Origin of the sequence: Massilia sp. ST3, assembly GCF_018119405.1 — a bacterium.
GTDB lineage: Bacteria > Pseudomonadota > Gammaproteobacteria > Burkholderiales > Burkholderiaceae_D > Telluria.
The window spans coordinates 19,379-42,223 of sequence record NZ_JAGPWC010000027.1 but is presented as its reverse complement, the minus strand read 5'-3'; the positions used below and the strand labels follow the sequence as shown (position 1 = coordinate 42,223).

Annotated in this window: 23 protein-coding genes; 12 read left to right on the top strand and 11 right to left on the bottom strand. The window is 67.6% G+C overall.

Annotation, left to right across the window (positions count from 1 at the left end):
- Position 1: 1 nt before the first annotated feature.
- The 3 genes from KBW98_RS11560 to flhD all read right to left on the bottom strand — a co-directional run bounded on the left by KBW98_RS11560 (position 2) and on the right by flhD (position 1,835).
- Positions 2-769 carry a trans-aconitate 2-methyltransferase gene (locus KBW98_RS11560; RefSeq protein WP_211520288.1) on the bottom strand — a complete coding sequence of 256 codons (768 nt, stop codon included), beginning with the start codon at positions 767-769 and terminating at the stop codon, positions 2-4.
- Positions 770-917: 148 nt separating this feature from the next.
- Complete coding sequence (gene flhC / locus KBW98_RS11555) at positions 918-1,466, bottom strand: flagellar transcriptional regulator FlhC (RefSeq protein ID WP_211520287.1); 549 nt, start codon at positions 1,464-1,466, stop codon at positions 918-920.
- 51 nt (positions 1,467-1,517) lie between these two features.
- Positions 1,518-1,835: a flagellar transcriptional regulator FlhD gene (gene flhD, locus KBW98_RS11550; RefSeq protein WP_211520286.1), complete on the bottom strand. Its 318-nt coding sequence runs from the start codon at positions 1,833-1,835 to the stop codon at positions 1,518-1,520.
- A 558-nt stretch (positions 1,836-2,393) separates the two neighbouring features.
- Between flhD and kynB the strand changes: the two genes are divergently transcribed.
- The 7 genes from kynB (at position 2,394) to KBW98_RS11515 (ending at position 7,911) form a co-directional block, all read left to right on the top strand.
- Positions 2,394-3,053, top strand: a complete 660-nt coding sequence (kynB, locus tag KBW98_RS11545) for an arylformamidase (protein WP_211520285.1) — start codon at positions 2,394-2,396, stop codon at positions 3,051-3,053.
- Positions 3,050-4,309, top strand: coding sequence for a kynureninase (kynU, locus tag KBW98_RS11540; protein WP_211520284.1), 1,260 nt, complete (start codon positions 3,050-3,052; stop codon positions 4,307-4,309). Before kynB ends, kynU begins: the two co-directional genes overlap by 4 nt.
- 10 nt (positions 4,310-4,319) lie before the next feature.
- Positions 4,320-5,165 carry a tryptophan 2,3-dioxygenase gene (kynA, locus tag KBW98_RS11535; protein WP_211520283.1) on the top strand — a complete coding sequence of 282 codons (846 nt, stop codon included), beginning with the start codon at positions 4,320-4,322 and terminating at the stop codon, positions 5,163-5,165.
- Between the two features lie 117 nt (positions 5,166-5,282).
- Positions 5,283-6,422: an acyltransferase gene (locus KBW98_RS11530; RefSeq protein ID WP_211520282.1), complete on the top strand. Its 1,140-nt coding sequence runs from the start codon at positions 5,283-5,285 to the stop codon at positions 6,420-6,422.
- Positions 6,423-6,439: 17 nt separating this feature from the next.
- Positions 6,440-6,985 carry an alpha/beta hydrolase gene (locus tag KBW98_RS11525; protein WP_211520281.1) on the top strand — a complete coding sequence of 182 codons (546 nt, stop codon included), beginning with the start codon at positions 6,440-6,442 and terminating at the stop codon, positions 6,983-6,985.
- 3 nt (positions 6,986-6,988) lie between these two features.
- On the top strand, positions 6,989-7,519 hold the full coding sequence (locus KBW98_RS11520) for a GNAT family N-acetyltransferase (RefSeq protein ID WP_211520280.1): 531 nt from the start codon (positions 6,989-6,991) through the stop codon (positions 7,517-7,519).
- Positions 7,516-7,911, top strand: coding sequence for a GFA family protein (locus tag KBW98_RS11515; RefSeq protein ID WP_211520279.1), 396 nt, complete (start codon positions 7,516-7,518; stop codon positions 7,909-7,911). Before KBW98_RS11520 ends, KBW98_RS11515 begins: the two co-directional genes overlap by 4 nt.
- 196 nt (positions 7,912-8,107) lie before the next feature.
- Here KBW98_RS11515 and htpG read toward each other — a convergent pair whose 3' ends face one another.
- The gene (gene htpG, locus KBW98_RS11510; RefSeq protein ID WP_211520278.1) at positions 8,108-10,027 is read right to left on the bottom strand and encodes a molecular chaperone HtpG; all 1,920 of its coding nucleotides are present in this window, start codon (positions 10,025-10,027) and stop codon (positions 8,108-8,110) included.
- 175 nt (positions 10,028-10,202) lie between these two features.
- Positions 10,203-11,618 (bottom strand): PLP-dependent aminotransferase family protein, encoded by a 1,416-nt coding sequence (locus KBW98_RS11505; protein WP_211520277.1) that lies wholly within the window; start codon positions 11,616-11,618, stop codon positions 10,203-10,205.
- Positions 11,619-11,732: 114 nt separating this feature from the next.
- Here KBW98_RS11505 and KBW98_RS11500 point away from each other — a divergent pair, with 114 nt between their 5' ends.
- The 5 genes from KBW98_RS11500 to KBW98_RS11480 all read left to right on the top strand — a co-directional run bounded on the left by KBW98_RS11500 (position 11,733) and on the right by KBW98_RS11480 (position 17,225).
- Positions 11,733-12,647: a DMT family transporter gene (locus KBW98_RS11500; RefSeq protein WP_211520276.1), complete on the top strand. Its 915-nt coding sequence runs from the start codon at positions 11,733-11,735 to the stop codon at positions 12,645-12,647.
- 26 nt (positions 12,648-12,673) lie between these two features.
- Positions 12,674-13,699, top strand: a complete 1,026-nt coding sequence (locus KBW98_RS11495) for a threonine dehydratase (protein ID WP_211520275.1) — start codon at positions 12,674-12,676, stop codon at positions 13,697-13,699.
- Between the two features lie 155 nt (positions 13,700-13,854).
- Positions 13,855-14,316, top strand: a complete 462-nt coding sequence (locus tag KBW98_RS11490; protein ID WP_211520274.1) for a RidA family protein — start codon at positions 13,855-13,857, stop codon at positions 14,314-14,316.
- A 141-nt stretch (positions 14,317-14,457) separates the two neighbouring features.
- Positions 14,458-15,651, top strand: coding sequence for a PLP-dependent aminotransferase family protein (locus tag KBW98_RS11485; RefSeq protein ID WP_211520273.1), 1,194 nt, complete (start codon positions 14,458-14,460; stop codon positions 15,649-15,651).
- Positions 15,652-15,866: 215 nt separating this feature from the next.
- Positions 15,867-17,225, top strand: a complete 1,359-nt coding sequence (locus tag KBW98_RS11480; RefSeq protein ID WP_211520272.1) for a diguanylate cyclase — start codon at positions 15,867-15,869, stop codon at positions 17,223-17,225.
- A 175-nt stretch (positions 17,226-17,400) separates the two neighbouring features.
- Here the strand turns inward: KBW98_RS11480 and KBW98_RS11475 are convergent, their stop codons facing one another.
- The 6 genes from KBW98_RS11475 to KBW98_RS11450 all read right to left on the bottom strand — a co-directional run bounded on the left by KBW98_RS11475 (position 17,401) and on the right by KBW98_RS11450 (position 22,784).
- The gene (locus KBW98_RS11475) at positions 17,401-17,601 is read right to left on the bottom strand and encodes a hypothetical protein (RefSeq protein ID WP_211520271.1); all 201 of its coding nucleotides are present in this window, start codon (positions 17,599-17,601) and stop codon (positions 17,401-17,403) included.
- A 4-nt stretch (positions 17,602-17,605) separates the two neighbouring features.
- The gene (locus KBW98_RS11470; RefSeq protein WP_211520270.1) at positions 17,606-18,520 is read right to left on the bottom strand and encodes an alpha/beta hydrolase; all 915 of its coding nucleotides are present in this window, start codon (positions 18,518-18,520) and stop codon (positions 17,606-17,608) included.
- Positions 18,517-19,638 (bottom strand): acyltransferase, encoded by a 1,122-nt coding sequence (locus KBW98_RS11465; RefSeq protein WP_211520269.1) that lies wholly within the window; start codon positions 19,636-19,638, stop codon positions 18,517-18,519. Before KBW98_RS11465 ends, KBW98_RS11470 begins: the two co-directional genes overlap by 4 nt.
- On the bottom strand, positions 19,635-20,795 hold the full coding sequence (gene ampC / locus KBW98_RS11460) for a class C beta-lactamase (protein WP_211520309.1): 1,161 nt from the start codon (positions 20,793-20,795) through the stop codon (positions 19,635-19,637). Before ampC ends, KBW98_RS11465 begins: the two co-directional genes overlap by 4 nt.
- A 98-nt stretch (positions 20,796-20,893) precedes the next feature.
- Complete coding sequence (locus tag KBW98_RS11455) at positions 20,894-21,658, bottom strand: LytTR family DNA-binding domain-containing protein (protein WP_211520268.1); 765 nt, start codon at positions 21,656-21,658, stop codon at positions 20,894-20,896.
- A 4-nt stretch (positions 21,659-21,662) separates the two neighbouring features.
- Positions 21,663-22,784, bottom strand: a complete 1,122-nt coding sequence (locus tag KBW98_RS11450) for a sensor histidine kinase (protein WP_211520267.1) — start codon at positions 22,782-22,784, stop codon at positions 21,663-21,665.
- Positions 22,785-22,845 lie beyond the last annotated feature (61 nt).

The window sequence follows — 22,845 nt, the reverse complement described above, 5'->3', positions numbered from 1 at the left end:
TCTAAAAGTCCCATCTGTAAAGCTTCGGTCCCTCTCTGTACGGAACGACAATAGCGCTCGGGGGACGGGCCGCGATGACGAATTCGTAACTGAAAAGTACAGAACCGGGCCGCATCTCGCGCGCCGCCTTGTTCCACAGGGCCGGCATGGCGGCCGGCGACAGGTAGGCGAACACGGCGTCGTAGGCGCCGAAATCGAGCTTTTCGTAATCCCCGCGCAGGAAACGCGCCTGGCTGCGGGCCAGTTTGGCGCGCACGGCGCTGGCCAGCCAGGGCAAGGGCGCCAGCTCGATTCCCTCGATGCGCGACTCGGGCCGGCGGCGCTGCAGCTCCAGCACCAGGCCGCCCAGGCCGCTGCCGATGTCGATCACCCTGAGCGCCCTGCCCTGCGGCAGCGCGCCGGCCACCGCGTCCCAGACCTTGCGGCCCGACGGATAGTAAGGGACCTGCGTGCGGTAGGTCGACCAGTACAGTAATAGCAGGAACAGGAAGACGCCCAGGAAGACGCCCGGCGGGATCGCCAGCTGGGCGGCGCCGAACAGCGCCGGCGGAAAGGCGAACTGGATGGCGCGCCACCAGGTGGCCAGGCCGCGCCACCAGCTGAGGCCGGCGGCAAACAGGCCGTGGGCCAGGGCGGCGTGCAGGTAACCGGGTTGCCAGCCGGCGCGCGCCAGCAGGTAGACGGCGGCCAGGGTCGGCGGGAAGGCGGCGGCCTGGAGCAGGAGGGCCTGGACGGCCGGAGCACGAAGTACGCGTTTCACGCGGCGCATCCCGTAGGGTGGGCGGGTCTCCCGCCCACGCGTTCAACAGGCGATCGCCCGCCGAGCGGTGTGCCGGGACCAGGCAGTTTATCGATGTGGAGTCGCAACAGGGCAGCCCAAGAGCAGCTTGAACGCGTGGGCGGGGAACCCGCCCACCCTACGCCTGGGAATTGGCAGCGGCATCCTTCGCCTTGCGTGTCTTGCCCGCCCGCGAAGGCATATGGCACAGGCCGCACTGGTAATCGGCATTCAGGTCGAGGGAATTGACGATGAACTTGCCCTTGCATTTACTGCAAGGGACGAGCACCAGCATGCCGCTCTGGAAGAAGCGCACCAGGGTCCAGGCGCGGGTCAGCGACAGCAAGGGCTCTTCGCCCGGCTCGGGCGGCATCTGTTCGAGATAGAGCTTGTAGGCCTTCATCACCGCCTGGATGCCGGTGGCGCCGGCATGTTCGACCAGGAAGTTGTGGATATTGATGAAGAGCGAGGAATGGATGTTCGGTTGCCAGGTCAGGAACCAGTCGGTCGAGAACGGCAGCATGCCCTTGGGTGGAGAGACACCCTTGAGTTCCTTGTACAGCTTGAGCAGGCGTTCCCGCGACAGCGAGACTTCGGTCTCGAGAAGCTGGAGCCGGGCGCCGAGATTGATCAGTTCGATAGCCAGCTGGATTTCCTGCGCTTCCGAGACAACGCTTTTTTTGCTCATGACTGCTCCGGACCTGTTCAGACACTGGTCCCGGCGGGACCGTCAGGCGGATTATACGATCTCTTCGACCGGCTGGCCGGCCATCAGGATGGCGGCGTGCGACTGGGCCAGGCTGCGTTCCTTGGTGTGGCTGGTCAGCATGCCCAGGATGGCGCTGTCGTCGAAGCGGAAACGGGCCAGCATCATGTTGCCGCCGGCGAGCTTCAGGATCTGGGCGTTGCTCATGCCTTCGATCAGGTCGGCGATGTCGGCCGAGATACCGAGACGGAAGATGGCGGTGACCTTGTCGGCGCGGATCATCTGCTGGGCGAGCATCAGGTAGCTCAGGTTAGCATCACGAATTTCAGCCATCATGTCGTTCGCAGTCATTTTCTCTCTCCGTTTGTGTGTTGCCGATGAGATAGATTCTGACCGTGGGGCAACTTTTGCGGAATCGGAGAAACGCTGTATTTTTCGTCCGCGAACGACGGACATGACCCGTAGGAGTTTGTCTGACAAACCCTTCTGGATCACTCTGATTCCCCTATGAAGCAGGGGCTTGGGACGGTGCTGGAACACACCCTGAATTGTGAGTCGCGTCAGACTTGATCTGTCGCATCCCTGACACGTTATCGTCGGGGTTGAGGAGAACTTTAGGGTTTTTCGAAAATATTTTTCGTCCCTTTGTTGTCTTCCAAACAGTTATCGGCACCACTGGAGAGAACTTTAGGGGGTTCTGAAAAAATTTTTCGACCCATTCCTGCCTATCTGAGATCGTTATCGGACGGGTTTCGGGGAACTTTAGGGTTCGGCGCAAAATATTTTGAAATTTTTTTCGGGCCGTTCATTATTGCCAAAAAGACAGCTGCCTTAGCGGCAAGCGCCGGAACTTGCTACACTGCGAGGCTCGCTGATTACTTGAAGCCTCAACATTCCACGAGGGCCCGCATGGAAGCTCCACAACTCTGGGACATCAGTCCGGTCATCTCGGCCGGCATCCCGGTCTGGCCTGGCGACACGCCGTTCGAGGCCGCCCCCACTTGGCAGATCGGCAACGGCTGCCCGGTGCACGTCAGCCGCATGGTCATGACCACCCACCTGGGCGCGCACACCGACGCGCCCTCGCATTATGATCCACACGGCGCGACTATCGACCAGGTGGGCCTGGCGCCCTATCTCGGCCCCTGCCGCGTGATCCACTGCGTCGGCGCCAGGGCCGTGGATGCGGCCGACCTGGCCGGGAAACTGGACGATGTCCCGCCGCGCGTGCTGCTGCGTACCTACGCAGCAGCGCCGCAGACCGAGTGGGATCCCGGCTTCGCGGCCGTCACCCCGGCCGCGATCGCGCTGCTGGCCGGCCGCGGCGTGATCCTGGTCGGCACCGACGCCGCCTCGCTCGACCCGCAGGATTCCAAGACCCTCGACGCCCACCACGCGGTGCGCGCGCACCGCATGGCCATCCTCGAAGGCGTCGTGCTGGACGCGGTGCCCGAGGGCGACTACGAACTGATCGCCCTGCCCCTCAAATTCGCCGGCATGGACGCCAGCCCGGTGCGCGCGGTATTACGCCAGCTCGTGCGCGCCCTTCCCGAGAAAGTAGCCACATGAGCCATTCCACCATCAGCCGCGCCGGCTGCCTGGCGCGCGACGCCGCCGACCCGCTGGCGCCCCTGCGCGAATGCTTCGACCTGCCCCAGGGCGTGATCTACCTGGACGGGAACTCGCTCGGCGCTCGTCCCAAGGCCGCCCTGGCGCGCGCCCAGCAGGTGGTGGCCCGGGAATGGGGCGTCGACCTGATCAAGAGCTGGAACAAAGCCGGCTGGTTCGACATGCCGAAGCGCCTGGGCGACCGCCTGGCTCCCCTGATCGGCGCCCGCGCCGGCGAAGTCGCGGTCACCGACACCACGTCGCTCAACCTGTTCAAGGCCCTGGCAGCCGCCCTGCACCTGCAGGCCCAGGGCGACACCGGCCAGCGCCGCACCATCGTGACCGAGCGCAGCAACTTCCCGACCGATATCTATATGGCGGAAGGCCTGACCGAATGGCTGGAGCGCGGCTACCGGGTGCGCCTGGTCGATTCGGTCGACGAGATCCCGGCGGCGGTCGATGGCGACTGCGCGGTCCTGATGCTCACCCACGTCAACTACCGTACCGGCTACCAGCACGACATGGGGCTACTCACCCGCCACGCCCATGCGCAAGGCGCGCTGGCGGTCTGGGACCTGGCCCACTCGGCCGGCGCGGTGCCGGTCGACCTGCACGCGGCGCAAGCCGACTTCGCGGTCGGCTGCACCTATAAATACCTGAACGGCGGCCCCGGCGCCCCGGCCTTCATCTGGGTGCCGCAGCGCCACCAGGCCCGGTTCAAGCACCCGCTCTCGGGCTGGTGGAGCCACGCCCAGCCGTTCGCGATGGCACCCGCCTTCGCCGCCTGCAACGGCATCGGCCGCGCCCTGTGCGGCACCCAGCCGGTGGTGTCGCTGGCCCTGGTCGAATGCGGTCTCGAGATCTTCGAGGTGACCGGCATGGACGCCCTGCGCGCCAAGTCGCTGGCCCTGACCGACCTGTTCATCGAACTGGTGGAAAGCCGCTGCGCCGCCCACCCCCTGGAACTGGTGACCCCGCGCGAACACGCCCGGCGCGGCAGCCAGGTCAGCTTCACCCACCCGCACGGCTACGCGGTGATGGCGGCCCTGATCGCGCGCGGCGTGATCGGCGACTACCGCGAACCGCGGATCATGCGCTTCGGCTTCACGCCGCTGTACACCAGCTTCGCCGAGGTCTGGGACGCGGTGGAGATCCTGAAGGATATCCTGGACAACGAGGCCTACGACGTCGCGGCCGAGCGCAGCGCCGTGACCTGAAAAGAGACCTATGAACGACAAGACCAAGCAAGAAGGCGCCGAGTGGCACGGCGCCAAGATGGACTTCAAGGAGTCCATGAGCTACGGCGACTACCTGGGCCTGGGCCAGATCCTCGCGGCCCAGCACCCGCTCTCGCCCAACCACAACGAGATGCTGTTCATCGTCCAGCACCAGACCAGCGAGCTGTGGATCAAGCTGATGCTGCACGAGCTGCAGGCGGTGCGCCGCCACATCCGCGAGGATAACCTGCCGCCGGCCTTCAAGATGCTGGCGCGGGTGGCGCGCATCATGGACCAGCTGGTGCATGCCTGGGACGTGCTGGCCACCATGACCCCGCCCGAGTACACGGCGATCCGCCCCTACCTGGGCGCCTCCTCGGGCTTCCAGTCCTTCCAGTACAGGGAACTCGAGTTCATCCTGGGGAACAAGAACCGCAACCTGCTGGCGGTTCACGAGAAGATGCCGGAAGCCCATGCCATCCTGGCGCGCGAGCTGAACGCGCCCTCGCTCTACGACGAAGCGGTGATGCTGCTGGCGCGCAGCGGCCTGAAGATCGACGCGGACCGCCTGGACGGCGACTGGACCGAGCCGACCCGCATCAACGACAGCGTCAAGGCGGCCTGGCTCGAGGTGTACCGCGACACCGAGCACCACTGGGCGCTGTACGAGCTGGCGGAAAAGCTGGTGGACATGGAAACCGCCTTCCGCTTCTGGCGCTTCCGCCACGTGAGCACGGTCGAGCGCATCATCGGCTTCAAGACCGGCACCGGCGGCACGGCCGGCGTCAGCTACCTGCGCAAGATGCTCGACGTGGTGCTGTTCCCGGAACTGTTCGCCCTGCGCACCGAGCTGTAAATACGGCCGCATAACAACGGCCGATTTACAACGCCCGGCCCCTTCCACTTATGCATGCGGATTGCGCCGGGCGGCGGCTCCCTCTATGATGCGATTGTTGCTTTCAATCAAATCATCATGGGCGCAGCCCCGTCTCTCGACCGCTCCTTCTCGATTTATCTCGATCTCGTCCGCTTCCTGGCGGCGCTGGCGGTCGTCGCCATGCACTTTTCCCAGCTCGGCATCGTGCGGGGACCATTGGCGGACCAGCTGCAGCTGCTGGGGCGCGAGGCGGTGGTCGCCTTCTTCGTGCTGTCGGGCTTCGTGATCGCCTACACCGCTCACCAGCGCCGTCCGAGCGCGCGCGATTATGCGGTGGCGCGCTGCGCGCGCCTGTATTCGGTCGCCGTGCCCGTGCTGCTGCTGGGCTTCGCGACCGCCACCGCACTGTTCGGCGTCTCGGGCACCGGGCACACCACCGCCTACCAGCTGCTCAAGCCCTACCTCTACATTCCCTTCCACCTGCTGTTCATGGGCGAACTCTGGACCCTGTCCGAAGTGCCGCCCCTGCTCAATCCCTGGTGGTCGCTCAATTACGAAGCCTGGTACTACCTCCTGTTCGGCGTGCTGTTCTACCTGCGCGGCGCGGCGCGCCTTGCCCTGGGCGCGCTGGTGCTGGCCGTCATGGGGATCAAGCTGTGGCTGCTGCTGCCGGTGTGGCTGAGCGGCGTGCTGCTCTATCACTGGCAGGCGCGCCGCGCCATGCCGCGCCGCCTCGCGCGCATCGGCTGGATCCTCAGCGTGGCGCTGCTGGCAGCCTACGAACTGGGCGGCGCCGAAGACCTGCTGCGCAACCTGGGACGCGCCACCTGGCTGGGCCAGACCTTCCCGCTGGCGAATGCGGACCGCTTCCTGGCCGACTACGCGGTCGGCCTGATCGTCTGCCTCCACTTCGCCTGTGCACGCCATGCCGGATTCGAGGTTATGATGAGAATGGCAAGGCCGATCCGCCTGCTGTCCTCGTACACGTTCACGCTCTACCTGTCGCATGCCCTGGTGCTCGCCGCCTGGCCCGCGCTCTACCCGCACGACGCCGGCAGCCTGGCCGACTGGATCGCGGCGGGGGCCGCGGTGACCCTGGCGACGGTCGTGCTGGGCATGCTGACCGAACAGCGCAAGGAGCGCTTCTGCGCGCCCTTCGAGCGCCTGTTCGGGGGCGAAGCAAAAGGGGCGAAGGTGGCGCAAGGGGCGCAAGCCGGCGGCGGCCGACTCGATTGACTTCTGGTGGAGGCAAGATGAAGTGTGACGTGCTGATCGTGGCTGGCCTGTGGAATTCGGGCCCGCGCCACTGGCAATCCCTGTGGCAGGAGCGCTATCCGGCGTGGACCCGCGCCCCGCACCGCGACTGGACCAGTCCCGAGCGCGACGAATGGGTGGCCGAACTCGACGCCGCCATCGCCGCCTGCAAGGGCGCGCCGATCCTGGTCGCCCACAGCCTGGGCTGCATCCTGGTGGCGCACTGGGCGCGTTGCGGCTCGCCGCTCAAGGTGGCCGGGGCCTTCCTGGTCGCGCCGAGCGACGTCGAAGCGCCCTCCTATCCGGCGCCCCTGAACGGCTTCGCGCCGGTGCCGATGGAGCCGCTGCCCTTCCCCAGCATCGTGGTCGCCAGCAGCGACGACCCGTATGTGACGCCAGACCGCGCGCAGGGCTTCGCGGCGAGCTGGGGCAGCCGCTTCGTCGACATCGGCAAGGCCGGCCACCTCAACGCCGATTCCGGGCATGGCGACTGGCCCGAGGGCGAACGGCTGCTGACCGGGTTCTGCGACCAGGTGTCGGCGTAAGCCATGACGGTCCTGAGCACTGCCAGGCTGCGGCTCGAGCCCATGGCCAGCGCGCACTACGCGGGCTTGCGCGCCCTGAACAGCGACCCCGAGGTGATGCGCTACATCACCGGCGCGGCCGAGACGCCGGAAGAAACGCGCGCCGTGATCGAACGGGTGCAGGGCCGCTGGCGGACGGTCGGCTATTCGTGGTGGAGCTTCCTCGACCGCGAGACGGGCGAACTGGTGGGCGCCGGCTGCATCCAGCACCTGGGGCACGACCCGGCCAATCCGCACGAGATCGGCTGGCGCCTGCGCCGGGAGCACTGGGGCAAGGGCTATGCGATCGAGGCGGCGCGGCGCATGGCGCGCTTCGCCTTCGAGGAGCTGGATGCGCCGCTGCTGTGCGCGATCTGCGACCCCGACAACGCCGCTTCCGCGCGCGTGATGCAGAAGCTGGGCATGCGCTACCAGGGCGAGGAAACCTGGCATGGCTGCCCGGTCTCGGTTTACCAGCTCGAGCGCGCCGCCTGGCTGGCCGGCGAGGCCGCATGAAGACCTACCACGGCAGCTGCCACTGCGGCGCGGTGCGCTACGAAGCCGACATCGACCTCGCGCGCGGCACCGTCAAATGCAACTGCAGCATCTGCACCAAGATGCGCTTCTGGGCGGTCCAGCTGCCGCCCGCGTCCTTCCGCCTGCTGCAGGGGCGGGAGGCGCTGCGCGAATACCGCTTCCACCTGCGCCGCGACGGCCACAACTTCTGCGGCGCGTGCGGCATCAACATCTTCACGAGCGGAGCATCGGCGGCGGGGCCGTTCGTCGCGGTCACAGTCGGCAGCCTGGACGACATGCCGGTGGAGGAGCTGCTGGCGGCGCCGCTGCGGGTGTTCGATGGGCGGAACGATAATTGGGTGACGCCGCCGGGGGAGACGCGGCATCTTTGATGCTGAGGTGGTATGCGGGCAAACTTGGGTTCCGGCCTTCGCTGGAACGACGTGCGCAAGGTGCTGGCCACAACGGTGTTCGTAAGCTGCTAACCGAAAAACCGTCGCTCCAGCGAAGGCCGGAGCCTGAGTTTCTGCGCACACCAATAAAAAAGCCGGAGCATCGCTGCCCCGGCTCTCCTTACGCTGACCCTGATTACTTCGTCGTCGCCAGCAGCATCTCATTCAAGCGCTTCACGAACGACGCCGGATCGCTCAGGCTGCCGCCCTCGGCCAGCAGGGCCTGGTCGAACAGGATGTGCGACCAGTCGCCGAAGCGCTGACCGGCCGCGTCCTCGTACTTCAAGCGCATCACCAGCGGGTGATTCGGGTTGATCTCGAGGATGGGCTTGGACTCCGGCGCATCCTGGCCGGCGGCCTTCAGCATGCGCAGCAGGTTGCCGGACAATTCATTTTCGTCGGCCACCAGGCAGGCCGGCGAATCGGTCAGGCGGAAGGTGACCCGCACGTCCTTGGCCTTGTCGCCCAGGGCGCCTTTCATCTTCTCGACCAGGTCCTTGTACTGGGTCTCGGTCTCGGCGTGTTCCTTCTTCTCGGCCTCGTCTTCCAGCGCGCCCAGGTCCAGGCCGCCCTTGGCCACCGACACCAGTTCCTTGCCCTCGAATTCGCTCAGGAAGGACAGCATCCATTCGTCGACGCGGTCGGTCATGAGCAGCACTTCGACGCCCTTCTTGCGGAAGATCTCCAGGTGCGGGCTGTTCTTGGCGGCGGTGTAGTTGTCGGCGGTGACGTAGTAGATCTTGTCCTGGCCTTCCTTCATGCGGCCCAGGTAGTCGGCGAAGGACACGCTCTGCTCGTCCGACTCGTTCGCGGTCGAGGCGAAGCGCAGCAGCTTGGCGATGCGGTCCTTGTTGGTCGCGTCCTCGCCGATGCCCTCTTTCAGCACCTGGCCGAATTCCTTCCAGAAGGTGGCGTACTTGGCCCGGGTTTCCTGCTCCTCGGCGTTCGCCAGTTCTTCCAGCATGCCCAGCACGCGCTTGGTCGAGCCTTCGCGGATCACGCGCACGTCGCGCGACTCCTGCAGGATCTCGCGCGAGACGTTCAGCGGCAGGTCGCTCGAGTCGATCACGCCCTTGATGAAGCGCAGGTAGGTCGGCATCAGCTGTTCGGCGTCGTCCATGATGAAGACGCGCTTGACGTAGAGCTTGATGCCGCCGCGCTTGTTGCGGTCCCACAGGTCGAAGGGCGCGTGGCCCGGCACGTACAGCAGCTGGGTGTATTCGCTGCGGCCCTCGACCCGGTTGTGGGTGTAGGTCAGCGGTTCCTGGAAGTCGTGCGAGATGTGCTTGTAGAACTCGTTGTACTGTTCCGGGGTGATGTCCGACTTGCTGCGCGCCCACAGCGCGCTGGCCTGGTTGACGGTCTCGAACTCGTCCTTCAGGACGGTCTGCTTCTTCTCCTCGTCCCACTCTTCCTTCTGCATCACGATCGGCAGCGAGATGTGGTCCGAGTACTTGCGGATGATGGACTTCAGCTTCCAGGCGGAGAGCAGTTCTTCCTCGCCGGCGCGCAGGTGCAGGATGATGTCGGTGCCGCGGTTGACCTTCTCGATCGGCTCGACGCTGTAGTCGCCCTCGCCGGTCGATTCCCAGCGCACGCCTTCGGACGCGAAGGCGCCGGCGCGGCGGGTGTGCACGATCACCTTGTCGGCCACGATGAAGGCGGAGTAGAAGCCCACGCCGAACTGGCCGATCAGGGCGGCGTCGGCCTGCTGGTCGCCCGACAGCTTGCTGAAGAATTCCTTGGTGCCCGACTTGGCGATGGTGCCCAGGTGCGAGATCACCTCTTCGCGGCTCATGCCGATGCCGTTGTCCGAGATGGTGATGGTCTTGGCGTCCTTGTCGAACGAGACCTTGATCTTGAGTTCGTGGTCGTTGCCGTACAGGGCGTCGTTATTGATCGCCTCGAAGCGCAGCTTGTCGGCCGCGTCGGAAGCGTTCGAAATGAGTTCGCGCAGGAAGATCTCCTTGTTCGAATACAAGGAGTGGATCATCAGTTGCAGCAGCTGTTTGACTTCAGCTTGAAAGCCAAGGGTTTCTTTTTCGGCGACAGCCATCTTGTTCCTCGTGAATGTCAGGGTTGATACAGACCGCCCACAGATTGGGAGAGCGGAAAGATTTTCAAGGGGCGGCGCCCAATAAATTGCTGAAGAGCCAACAAAATTTGCACAAATCAGCCCCCAGGCAGTGGAAATATCCGCAGATGATGCAAAAAGGCAAATTTTTGATGCATCAGCCTGCGATCGCCGTCTCGAAGAAGCGCCACACGCCTTCGTCCTGCAAGGCGGCCACGTTCAGCCGCATGTGGCTGGACGGCAGCTGGTTTGGCGAGAACAGGCTGCCCGGCGCCAGCAAAATATCGTCCTGCATCGCCCGCGCGGCCAGCACATTCGTGTCGCAGCCGGCATCCACCCACACGAACATGCCGCTGGACGGCGCCGGGTCGAGCCGCATGCCGAGCTGCTCGAGCCGGCGCAGCGCCCGCGGGCGCACCGCGTCGAGGCGGGTGCGGATGCGGTCCAGGTGCTTGCGATAGTGGCCTTCGGACAAGATCTTGTAGACGACCCGCTCGCCGATGTCGCTGGTGGTCAGCGTGGCCAGCATCTTGCGGTCGGCCAGGCGCTGGGCCCGTTCGCTGGAAGTCGCGATGAAGCCGACGCGCAGGTTGGCCGCCATCGATTTCGAGAAGCCGCCCAGGTAGATCACCCGGTCCAGCTGGTCGAGCGCGGCCAGGCGGGTGGCCCCGCCCGGGTGCAGGTCGCTGTAGATGTCGTCTTCGACCACCGTGAAGCCGTGCTGCTCGGCCAGGCGCAGCACCTGAAAGGCCTTGGCCGCCGACAGCGAGGTCGAGCTCGGGTTGTGCAGCACCGAATTGAGGACGTACAGGCGCGGCTGGTGCAGCGCGGCCAGCTGGGCCAGCTGGGCGATGTCCGGGCCGTCGGCCAGGCGCCGCACGCCGACCACCTTCAGGCCCATGGCCGCGAAAGAGCCGAACATCAGGAACCAGGCCGGGTCGTCGACCAGGATGGTGTCGCCCGGCCGGCAGAACTCGCGCGCCACCAGGTCCAGGGCCTGGGTCACGCCCAAGGTCGTCACCAGCTGCTCGGGCGCGGCGTCGATCTCGTTCTCGGCCAGCTTGAGCTGGAGCTGCTGGCGCAGCGGCAGGAAGCCCTGGGGCGTGCCGTAGTTCATCAGGATGCTGCTGTTCTGGCGGCTCAGCGCGCGCAGCGCGTTGGCCACCGCCGGCCCGTCCAGCCAGTCGGCGGGCAGGACGCCGGTGCCGGGCGACAGGTTCACGGGCGACTGGCGGAACATGCTGCGCACCAGCCAGGCCACGTCCAGCGTGGCGGGCGGCGCCTCGCGCGCCGGCAAGGCCGGGCGCTCCTCCGGCAGCGCGCGCTCGCGCACGAAGAAGCCGGCGCCACGGCGCGATTCCAGGTAGCCCTGGGCTACCAGGCGGTCGTAGCCGGCCACCACGGTGAAGGCCGAGACCCCGTGAGTCGCCGCGAACTGGCGGATCGAGGGCATGCGCGCGCCGGGACGCAGCAGGCGCTCTTCGATGCGCGCCGCCACCGAGCGCACGATCTGGTCGGCCAGGGCTTCGCCCGATTCGCGGCTCAGCAGCAAGGGCAGGTGCGTATTGGTCATTTCACCATCACAGTCGAAAGATTATGTGCGCAAGTGTACTGGGACTGTACTGGTGCGCCGGGATAGCATAGACCTTCCGATGCCAACACCGCAACAAGATTCCGAAGGATGCCCATGAGCGCCACCACCAGCTGCCCAGCTCCATCCCTGCCCCTCGACGAAACCCGCGGCATGCTGCTGGGCCTCGCGGGTGTCGCCATTTTCAGCCTGACCATTCCCTTCACCCGCATGGCCGTGGCCGAACTCGATCCCCTGTTCGTGGCGCTCGGGCGGGCGCTGGGCGCGGCCGTACTGGCGGCCGGCTGGCTGTGCTGGAAGCGGGTGCCGCGTCCCTCACGCGCCGCCCTGTGGCAGCTGGCGCTCGTCATCGTCGGCTGCATCGTCGGCTTTCCGCTCCTGACTTCGCTGGCCCTGCGCACCCTGCCGGCCTCGCACGGCGCGCTGCTGGTCGGCGTGCTGCCGCTCGCCACCGCCCTCTACGCCGCCCTGCGCGGCTACGAGCGGCCTTCGCAGGGGTTCTGGGTGCTGGCGCTGTTCGGCGCCGGCCTGGTGATCGCCTTCGCCCTGGCCCAGGGCGGCGGCGCGCTGCACCTGGCCGATCTGCTGGTCCTGGCCGCGGTGCCGATGGCGGCGATGGGCTATGCCGAGGGCGGCCGCCTGGCGCGCACCATGGGCGGGCCGGAAGTGATCTGCTGGGCGCTGGTGCTGTCGGTGCCGGTGCTGCTGCCGATGGTTCTCTGGCTGTGCGCGCCCCAGCTGGCTGTCCTGGACGAGGTCGGGCCGCGCGCCTGGACCGCCTTTGGCTACGTGACCCTGGGCTCGACCTTTACCGGTTTCTTCTTCTGGTACCGCGGCCTGGCGCTGGGCGGGGTGGCGCGCGTGGGCCAGGTGCAGCTGCTGCAGCCCTTCCTCAGCCTGCTCGGCGCCGCCATGCTGCTGGGCGAAGCCCTCACCTTCACCAACTGCCTGTTCGCGCTGGCTGTCGTCGCGACCGTGTTCGCGGCGCGCCGCATGCAGGTGCGCCGCTAACCTCTATCTATATATAAGGAACCCCCATGATGCTGCCCGACCTGCCAGCGCTCGAGAACGCCGCCCGCATCGTCTACGGCGCCATGCCCGCCACGCCTCAGTACAACTGGCCCCTGCTCGACGCCGCGCTGGGCCTGGAAACCTGGGTCAAGCACGAGAACCACGGCCCGGCCGGCGCCTTCAAGCTGCGCGGCGGCGTGGTCTACATGGAGCGCCTGCTACGGCGCGAGCCAGGCGTGCGCGGGGTCGCGGCGGCCACGCGCGGCAACCACGGCCAGTCGATCGCCTTCGCGGCCCGCCGCCACGGGCTGGAAGCGACGATCGTCGTCCCGCACGGGAACAGCGTGGAAAAGAACGCCGCGATGCGCGCCCTGGGCGCCCGCCTGGTCGAGCATGGCGCCGAATTCCAGGAGAGCCGCGAGCACGCCTATGCGCTGGCGGACCGTGAGCGCCTGCACATGGTGCCCTCCTACCACCCCGACCTGGTGGCCGGCGTGGCCAGCTACTGGCTGGAGCTGCTGCGCGCCCAGCCCGGGCTCGACCTGGTGCTGGTCCCGATCGGCCAGGGCTCGGGTTTCGCGGCCGCGGTGGCGGCGCGCGAGGCGCTGGGGCTCCAGACCCGGATCGTGGGCGTGGTGTCCAGCCACGCGCCGGCCTACCAGCTGTCCTTCCAGGCCGGGCGCGCCGTGGAAGCGCCGGTGAGCACGGTGCTGGCCGACGGCATGGCCTGCCGGGCGCCGGATGCCGCTTCGCTGGAGGTGGTGCTGCGCCATGCGGACGACGTGATCGCGGTGAGCGACGCGGAGGTGGCGGAGGCGATGCGGGTGATGTATGCGTGCACGCACAACGTGGCGGAAGGGGCCGGGGCGGCGGCGCTGGCGGGGGCCTTGCAGATGAAGCGGGAGGGCAGGCTGGCTGGCGTTGCGCGGATTGGTTTGCCTTTGACGGGCGGGAATGTCGACGCGCCGGTCTTCTCTGAGGTGCTCGCTGCCCCTCCCCGTCACCCCCGCGAAGGCGGGGGCCCAAGTCTGGGTGAGTGGCCCGCGCACTAACTTGGGTCCCCGCCTGCGCGGAGAAGACGTTGGAAAATGCGCGTGACGACGCCTGCTTTTCGACTTCGTTAAACGTTTGATAACGCTAGCAATCCCCGCAGCACCCGTGTCACGACGTACAATATCGCCTTCACCCACCGCAACCTGGAAATAGCATGTCCGTCTACGACAAACTCAAGGAACTGAACATCACCCTGCAGGCCCCGGCGACCCCGGCCGCCGCCTACGTCATGTACGTGCAGACCGGTAACCTGGTATTCATCTCGGGCCACATCGCCAAGAACGCCGATGGCAGCCCGAACGCCGGCATCCTGGGCAAGGACAAGACCACCGCGGACGGCCAGGCCGCCGCGCGTTCGGTCGCGATCGACCTGATCGGCACCCTGCAGGAAGCGGTGGGCGGCGACCTCACCCGCGTGAAGCGCATCGTCAAGGTCATGAGCCTGGTGGCCTCGACCCCGGAATACAACGAGCAGCACCTGGTCACCAACGGCTGCTCCGAGCTGCTGGGCGAGGTGTTCGGCGACGCCGGCAAGCACGCGCGCTCGGCCTTCGGCGTGGCTTCGCTGCCGCGCGGCACCTGCGTCGAAATCGAGATGATCGTCGAAGTCGCCTGACTAACGCGCATTGATGCAAATGCAATAACCCGATGCGGGCTGGGCCTACCCGGCCCGGCCTTGGCGAAGCCGCCTATCCGGCGTGCTTTATAATGGCCCGGCACCTCCCGCGGTCCCCTTCTGTGAGCATGTGAGACAGTAATGAAAATCGAAAATCCCAATCCCATCCAGTGGCAGTTCTCGGAACGCGCGCAGCAGCTGCAAAGCTCGTTCATCCGCGAGATCCTGAAGATCACCCAGCGTCCGGAGATCATCTCCTTCGCCGGCGGCCTGCCTTCGCCAGCCACCTTCCCGGTCGAGGTCATGAAGACCGCCTACGACAAGGTGCTGACCCAGACCGGCAAGGTCGCGCTGCAGTACGGCCCGACCGACGGCTATGGCCCGCTGCGGGAATGGATTGCCAATTCGCTGTCGACGGAAGGCTCGAAGATCCTGCCTGAACAGATCCTCATGACCTCGGGCTCGCAGCAGGCGCTCGACCTGCTGGGCAAGGTCCTGATCGACGAAGGCAGCCGCGTGCTGGTCGAAACCCCGAGCTACCTGGGCGCGCTGCAGGCCTTCTCGGTCTACCGTCCCGAATTCAAATCGGTCGACACCGACGAACACGGCCTGGTGCCGTCCTCGATCGACGCCGTCGCCAAGGGCGCGCGCCTGCTGTACGCGCTGCCGAACTTCCAGAACCCGACCGGCCGCAGCCTGTCGGTCGAACGCCGCCAGGAGCTGGTCGAAACCTGCGCCCGCCTGGGCCTGCCGCTGATCGAGGACGATCCCTACGGCTCCCTGAGCTACAAGGGCGCGCCCTCGCCGAAGATGGTGGCGATGAACCCGGACGGCGTGATCTACATGGGCTCCTTCTCCAAGGTCCTGACCCCGGGCATCCGCCTGGGCTACGTGTGCGCCCCGCTGCCGCTGGTGCGCCGCCTCGAGCTGGCCAAGCAGGCCGCCGACCTGCACACCGCCCAGCTGACCCAGATGGTCGTGCACGAAGTGGTCAAGGACGGCTTCCTGGACCAGCACATCCCGACCATCCGCAAGCTGTACGGCGACCAGTGCCAGGTGATGCTGGACGCGATGGCCGAGCACTTCCCGGCCGGCGTGAGCTGGACCAAGCCGGAAGGCGGCATGTTCATCTGGGTGACCCTGCCGAAGCATATCGACGCCATGAAGCTGCTCGACCAATCGCTGGCCGCGCGCGTCGCCTTCGTCCCGGGCGCGCCGTTCTACGCCAACGAGCCGGAAACCAACACCCTGCGCCTGTCCTTCGTGACCGTGCCGCCGGAACGCATCCGTGAAGGCATCGCCATCCTCGGCAAGCTGATCACCGATCTGATGTAATTCCTCCCGGCCGTGGCGCTGCGCTCCCCCAGCACCGCCACGGCCGCGGCCTCCCGCCTCAACATTGGCAAATCAGCCAACTGTAGTGGCAGTCTCGCAACACACTCGGCCATAACTAAACATTACGTGTAAATAACCGGCAATAAAAGTTGCCGGATGGATTCATTTTGGGAGTATGATTCTCAGGTCGCCCATGCCGTTTTGACCAGACCCCCATGATTCCCCCTGCCCTCGCGTTCTCCGCGCCCGCGCGCCAGTCCGCGATCCTCATCGTTGACGATGCCCCTGACAGCCTCGGGCTGCTGCAGGAGATCATGCGCCAGCAGGGTTACCAGACCTTCATCGCCACCACCGGCAAGCGCGCGCTGGACATCGCCGCCCGCGTCCAGCCCGACCTGATCCTGCTCGACGTGCTGCTGCCCGACCTCGACGGCCTCGAGATCTGCCGCCGCCTCAAGCGCCAGCCCGACACCGCCCATATTCCCGTGATCTTCGTGAGCGCCTGCGGCGAGACCGAGGACATCGTGGCCGGCTTCGACACCGGCGCGGTCGACTATATTTCCAAGCCGGTGCGCATGGCCGAGGTCTGCGCCCGCGTCGGCGCCCACCTGCGTTTCCGCCGCCATAGCGTCAGCCAGAAGCAGCAGAACGACCGCCTGCAGATGATCCTCGACGGCATGGACGAAGGCCTGATACTGGTCAACGGCGACGGCCGCATCGTCTACGCCAACCCGGCCAGCGAAGGCTTCGTGGCGCACAGCATGCGCGAACTGGTCGGCCTGCCGCTGGCCGGGCTGCTGGCCGAGCCTGCGGACGAGGACTATGCGGCCTACTTCGCCGAGCGCGACGATCCGGAGCTCGCCGCCCGCTGCCGCGGCACGCGCGAAGTGCTGGTGCGCCAGCGCGACGGCACGCTGCGCGCCATGGACCTGAGCCTGACCCCCATGGCGGGCAGCGAACCGCTGTTCGTCGCCCTGCTGCACGACATTACTCACCACAAGCAGTCCGAGACGGCGCTGCAGCGCGCGGCGCTGGTCGATCCGCTGACCCGCATCGCCAACCGCCGCCACTTCGACAGCGCCCTGGAAAAGGAATGGCAGCGCGCCATCCGCAGCGGCCAGCCCCTGTCGCTGCTCGTGCTCGACGTCGACCACTTCAAGGGCTACAACGACAGCCTGGGCCACGCCGAGGGCGACCAGTGCCTGCAGATGGTGGCCGAGGTGCTGCAGGAGCACGCGGTGCGCCCGGCCGACCTGGCGGCGCGCTACGGCGGCGAGGAATTCGTGGTGCTGCTGGGCGAAACCGCCGCCGAGGGCGCGGCCGGCCTGGCCGAGGCGATCCGCGCCCACGTCGAGCGCCTGGCCATGCCGAACCCTCGCTCGACCACCTCCGAGATGGTCACCGTCAGCGTCGGCGTGGCGACCATCGTCCCGACCCTGTTCGACGACCTGCGTTCCTTCTTCATCGCCGCCGACCGCGCTATGTACGAAGCCAAGTCGGCCGGGCGCAACCGGGTGGTGACGGTGTGCGCCGGCGCGGCCTGGAACACGGTGCGCGAAACGGTCGCCCACTGAACGCCGCCGGCCACCGCGGCCGGTAGTACAATGCCGGCAATCCCACCGGAAGCCGTCGCATGCCCACCCTCCGTCTCGCCGCACCGGGTCGCGCCGACCTGGACGCCCTGCTCGCATTCGAAACCGATAACCGGGCCTTCTTCGAATCCACCATCAACGCGCGGCCGGCCTCCTACTACGCCAGGAAAGGCGTGGCGCAGGCGATCGCGATGGCGATCGAGGACACGGAACGCTGCGCATCGAGGCGGACGCGCGCGCGGAAAACCTGGGCTCGGTGCGCGTCCTGCTGCGCAACGGCTTCGTCCGGTTCGGTCACTCCAGGCGCAGTTTCGAGCTGGGCGGCGTGTGGTACGACCGCCTGCACTTCGAGCGGCATGCGCTCACTTCGACGACTTGAGGTAGCTGCGCAAGCCGTGCGTCAGCACGGCGGGGAACACGCTCGCGTGGTCTTCTTCATGGAACACCCGCAGCTTCGTCTTCAGGCCCGGATAGCGGCGCTGCGCGAGCAGGCCGTCGAACTCGCGCAAGTCCTCCACCATGTCGGCCTCCTCCTCGCTGCGCGAGCGCCGCTTGCCCGGCGCCAGGCGCTCCAGCCCGCCGATCCCGAAGAACACCGAGGCCGGCAAGTCCTTGTGGCGCGCGGCATAGGCCTGTTCGCGCTCGAACATCACGCCGCCGTCGAACCATAGCGACGGGCTGCCGAGGATGTAGTGCTCGAAGCTGCGCGGCGCGCCCAGCAGCAACTGCAGGCCGAGCAGGCTGCCGTAGGAATGGCCGACGAAGATCTTGCGCCCCATGTCGGCGCGGTAGTGGCGCGCGACCAGCGGCAGCACTTCGCCGGTGAGGAACTTGCCGTAGGCGGCCGCGCCGCCGAATTCCGGGGCCCGGCCCGGCATGTCGGCGCGGTAGCTTTGCTTGCGCGGCACGCTGGGCGTGTAGTCGCGCCGGCGGCTGTGGACGCCGCTGTCGCCCTTCGCATACGACAGGCCGACCACGATCGCCTCTTCCATGCCCGCATGCTTGTGCAGGCGCTGCGCGATGCCGCGTACGACCGGGAAGGCGTAGTTGGCGTCGGTCACGAACAGCACCGGGTAGCGCTTGCCGCCCTCTCTGTAGGAGTCCGGCAGGGCCACATACAGCTGGTAGTCGCGCTGCAAGGCTTGCGCACGGATGTCGCGCACTTCCGTGTTGTCGAGGGCATAGGCGGACGCTGGGGACGGCCCGGCGGCGGCGGCGCCGGACAGGCAGCACAGGGCCAGCAGCAAGCCGGCGGTCTTGGTATGGATGAAGGTCATGGCGACTCCGTCAGCGATTGCAATCCCCGCGCCAGCAGCACGCACACGTAGAGCACGGGCAGGTAGATGGCGAAGGTCCAGGCCTGGGTCTCGCCCAATACGCTGCGGTACAGCGCAGCGGCGCCCAGGACCACGAACATGTGCGACAGATAGAGCTCGTAGCTCAGGCGCCCCATGCGCGCCAGCCAGCCCAGTCCCCGGCGCAGTGCCGGCGGATGGGCGTGGAAGGCGCACAAGAGCAGGCAGGCGCCGATGCACAGGACGTAGAGGGCGGACTTGAACAGGTGGCGGTGCACCAGGTCGGGCCACCCCAGCACCGCCAGCAGGCAGCATGCGCCCAGCAGCGCCATGGCGCGCGCCATGCGCCGGCCCGGACGCCAGCGCTGGGCCAGCATGGCGGCCAGTACGCCCCAGGCGATGGCCGCCATGCCGGGCAGGTAGGCCTTCTCCCACCATACCTCGTCGGCGACGGGCACCAGCGCGCGCAGCGGCAGCAGGGCCAGGGCCCAGGCCAGCAGCAGGCCGGCCAGGATCCGGCGCGGCAGCCACAGGCACAGCAAGGGAAAGCCCAGGTAGAACATTTCCTCGATCGACAGCGACCACAGCACGTCCCAGCCCGCCGGCGCCCAGCCGGTACGGCCTTCATAGAGGTTGAAGCTGAAGCTGAGCGCCGCCGCCAGCAGGCCGACTACGCTCTGCTCCGCGTTTTCCGGAGCGAAGCCGGGCATGCCCATCCAGCCCAGCGCCGCCAGGCAGGCCAGCACCAGGGCCAGCAAGGGCAGGATGCGGCGCGCGCGCGCCGCGTAGAAGCGGCGCAGGTCGACCCGCTCCAGGCTTCCATCGCGTTCGATGATGCTGCGCGCGATCAGGAAGCCGGAGATGACGAAGAAGACGTACACCGCCTCGTAGCCGTTGAAACCGATGGCGTCGAGCAGGCGCCTGGGCCACCATTCGCTCAGCAGGCTGGGGCCCAGCGGCAGGCGGAAAGGCAACGCCAGGTGGTGCACGATCACCAGCAGGATGGCCAGGCCGCGCAGGCAGTCGATGCCCGCATTCCTGGCGCGGCCGTGCGCGAGCGCGGTGTCCAGGATCGCGGCCGAAGGAAACGGCGCCGTCATCGGCCGCCCCTGGGGTCGAGCGCTTCCATCAGCGCATGGGCCGCCTCGATCCGCGCCGGAATCGGGAAATTCTTGTTGGCCAGCAGGACAATGCCGATCTTCCGGTCCGGCACGAACAGCGCATAGGCGCCGAAGCCCCGGGTCGAGCCGGTCTTGTTGAACAGTGTCCCGGGGGGCGCCGCCTGGGGAGCGACGGGCGTGGCCGGATTCGGGGCGTGGATCATCCCGGCCGCGTTCCCGGCCAGCAGGCGCGCCAGGCTCAGCGGCGGGCGGTACTGCTCCCAGCCGAGCCCCTGCACCATCTCGCCGACGCGGTAGTAGCCCACATGGGTCCCCTCCACCGCAAGCCGCGCCGGCCCCACGAGGCGGGACGGTTCCATGTTCGCCTGGAGGTAGCGGATCATGTCGGCGGCGCTCGACTTGATGCCGTAGGTCTGGACGTCGAGCGCGGCGCGCGTGGCCCGCGCCGGTTTGCCGGCCGCATCCACACCCCAGGCGTAGCGCCCCATCGCCGCCGGCGGCACCATCGCATAGGTGTCGCGCAGGCCCAGCGCGGGAAGCAGCTGCCCTTCGAGCGCCTCGCCGAAGCCCTGGCCCAGCGCGGCCGCCGTCGCCTGACCCAGCAGGCCGATGCTGGGGTTGGAATAGCGGCGCAGGGTCCCCGGCGCGGCGTCCGGCCGCCATGCGCCGTAATAGGCCATGGTCGCCGCCATGCCCTCCACCTCATCGGGGAATTGCAGCGGCAGGCCGCCCGCCGTATAGGTGCCGAGATGGCGCAGGCTGGCTTTGTCGATGGGGCTGCCCTTGAGTGCGGGCAGGTAGTCGCCGGGATGGTCGTCGAGCGACAGCTTGCCCTGGGCCTGGCCGTAGAGCGCCAGGGTCGCGGCAAAGGTCTTGCTGATCGAGCCCAGTTCGAACAGGGTGTGTTTGGTCACGGGCGCGCCGTCCTGCGTCGACGCCATGCCGTAGTTGAAGAACATGGTCCGGCCGCCGGCGGTGATGCCGACCGCCATGCCGGGCACGCCGTACTGCGCCATCAGTGGACGGATGGTGCGGTCGGCCAGCGCGCGCAGCGCCGCCGGTTCGGCCGCCGGAGCGGCAAGGGGCAGGATGCAGGCGCAGGCCAGCGCCGCGCGTGCGAGGGAAAGCAAGGACAGGTGCAAGAAGATCTCCCGTAATGATCACTATGAAGGCACAGTCTAGGGAGCGCGCCGCGGCGGAACCAGCGCAGCCGTCCCAGCCACGGGGACGTTCGTCACATGGCCGACTTGAGCGCCGCCAGGTAACGCTCGCTCACCGCCGTCACGGCGCCGCAGCGCAGGGTCAGGCGGTAGCTGCCGTCGCCATCGGTCGCCAGCAGCGCGATCTGGTCGCGCCTGACGATGGTGCTGCGGTGCACGCGCAGGTAGTCGCCCGGCGGCAGCAGGGTTTCCATGCGGTTCAGCGTGATCCGGTGCAGCACGCTGCGCGCCGCCAGGTGCAGTTCGACGTAATTGCTGGCCGCCTGCATCCACAGGATGTCCTCGAAGCGGATGCGCTCGATGCTGCCGACCGAGCGCACGTTGACGTGCTCCATGCGCCGGGCCTCGGCTGAACCCGTCCCTGCGCCGGCATAGTCGCGTAAGGCGGCCGCGTAGGCGCCGCGCTGGCGCTGCGCCAGCATCCCGGCGGCCCGCTCCACCGCCTGGGCCAGGCGTGCGTCGCCGATCGGCTTGAGCAGGTAGTCGAGCGCGAACACCTCGAAGGCGTCGATCGCGTGTTCGCTGTAGGCGGTGACGAAGATGACCAGGGGCGGCGCGGGCTGGGCGGCGAGTTCGCGCGCCAGCACCAGTCCCGACTCCCCCGGCATCTGGATATCGAGGAAGACCACGTCGGCCGCATGCCGCGCCAGCGCCTCGCGCGCGGCGGCCGCGCTGGCGCATTCGGCGGCCAGCTCCCAATCCGAGGCGTCGGTCAGGGCGAGGCGCAGGTTGCTGCGGCTGCGCGCCTCGTCGTCGACGATCAGGTAGCGTACCGGCATCGCGCTAGTCCTGGACGCCAAGCGGCAGGCGAATCTCGGCCACGAAGCGTTCCCCTTCCAGCCCCGCCCGCAGCGAAGCCGCGGGATGCATCAGGCGCAGCCGGTCGCGCGTGTTCGCCAGGCCGAGGCCGGCGCCGGGATTGATTGATGCCTGGCCGCTGGCCGGGTTGGTCACCCGGATCGACAGCACCTCGCCCTGGCCCCCACTTTCCATTTCACGTGCGAATCGGACGCGGATGTCGCCCGGTCCTTCCCTGCAATCGAGGTCGTGGCGCAGCGCGTTTTCCAGCAGCGGCTGCAGGATCAGGGGCGGACAGCCGATCTCGTGCAGCCATGGACCGGCGCCTTCGATGCCGACCTGCAGCCGGTCCTCGTAGCGCAGGCGCTGCAGGTCCAGGTAGTCGCGCACGAACTGCAGCTCCTCGGCGACGGTGGCGGTATTGCGCGCGCTGGCCGAGAGCGCGTAGCGCAGCAGGTCGCTCAGCCGCCCGATGCCGCCCAGCGCCAGCGCCTTGTCGTTGGCGCGCACCAGGGCGCTGATCGCGTTCAGCGCGTTGAACAGGAAGTGCGGTTCGAACTGGGCGCGCAGCGCCAGCATGCGCTGTTCTTCCAGCGCCAGGCGCAGGTTCAGCATGTCGGTCTGCGAGCGCTGCCAGGCCAGCTCGCGCTCCAGCGCATGGCGCCAGTAATGGATCGCCAGGATGGCGGCGAAGGTCCCGGTGGCGGAAAACCAGCCGACCAGCAGCATCTTGAGGAACAGCTGCCAGGCCTCGTCCGGGCCGGCCACCGGCAGGTAGCCGCGCAGCCAGGCCATGTACAGCCATTGCAGCGGCTGGAACACGGCCATCAGGCCGACGAACAGGGCGACCACCCGCCGTGGGCGCGCCACCAGTTCCGGCCGGCGCGCCAGCGCCAGGCTCAGGCCCGCGCTCAGGACGATCAGCGGCACCGCGTATTCGATGAACCAGGTGACCAGGAGGGCCGGATAGTGGCTCTCGGCGCCGGCGCGCAGGTTGTCGCTATAGGTCTGCAGGGCGCCGAGCGCGCTGACCGCCGTCCACAGGAGCACGGCCCAGGCGACGGTCTTGAGGGGCGGCGCGGGAGCGGCCGGGAATGCGTGGTTCATGGTGCGCCGAGTATAGCAGCGCACCGGCGCCTCGGGACCGCCGGGCTGCCGGCTTTCGTCC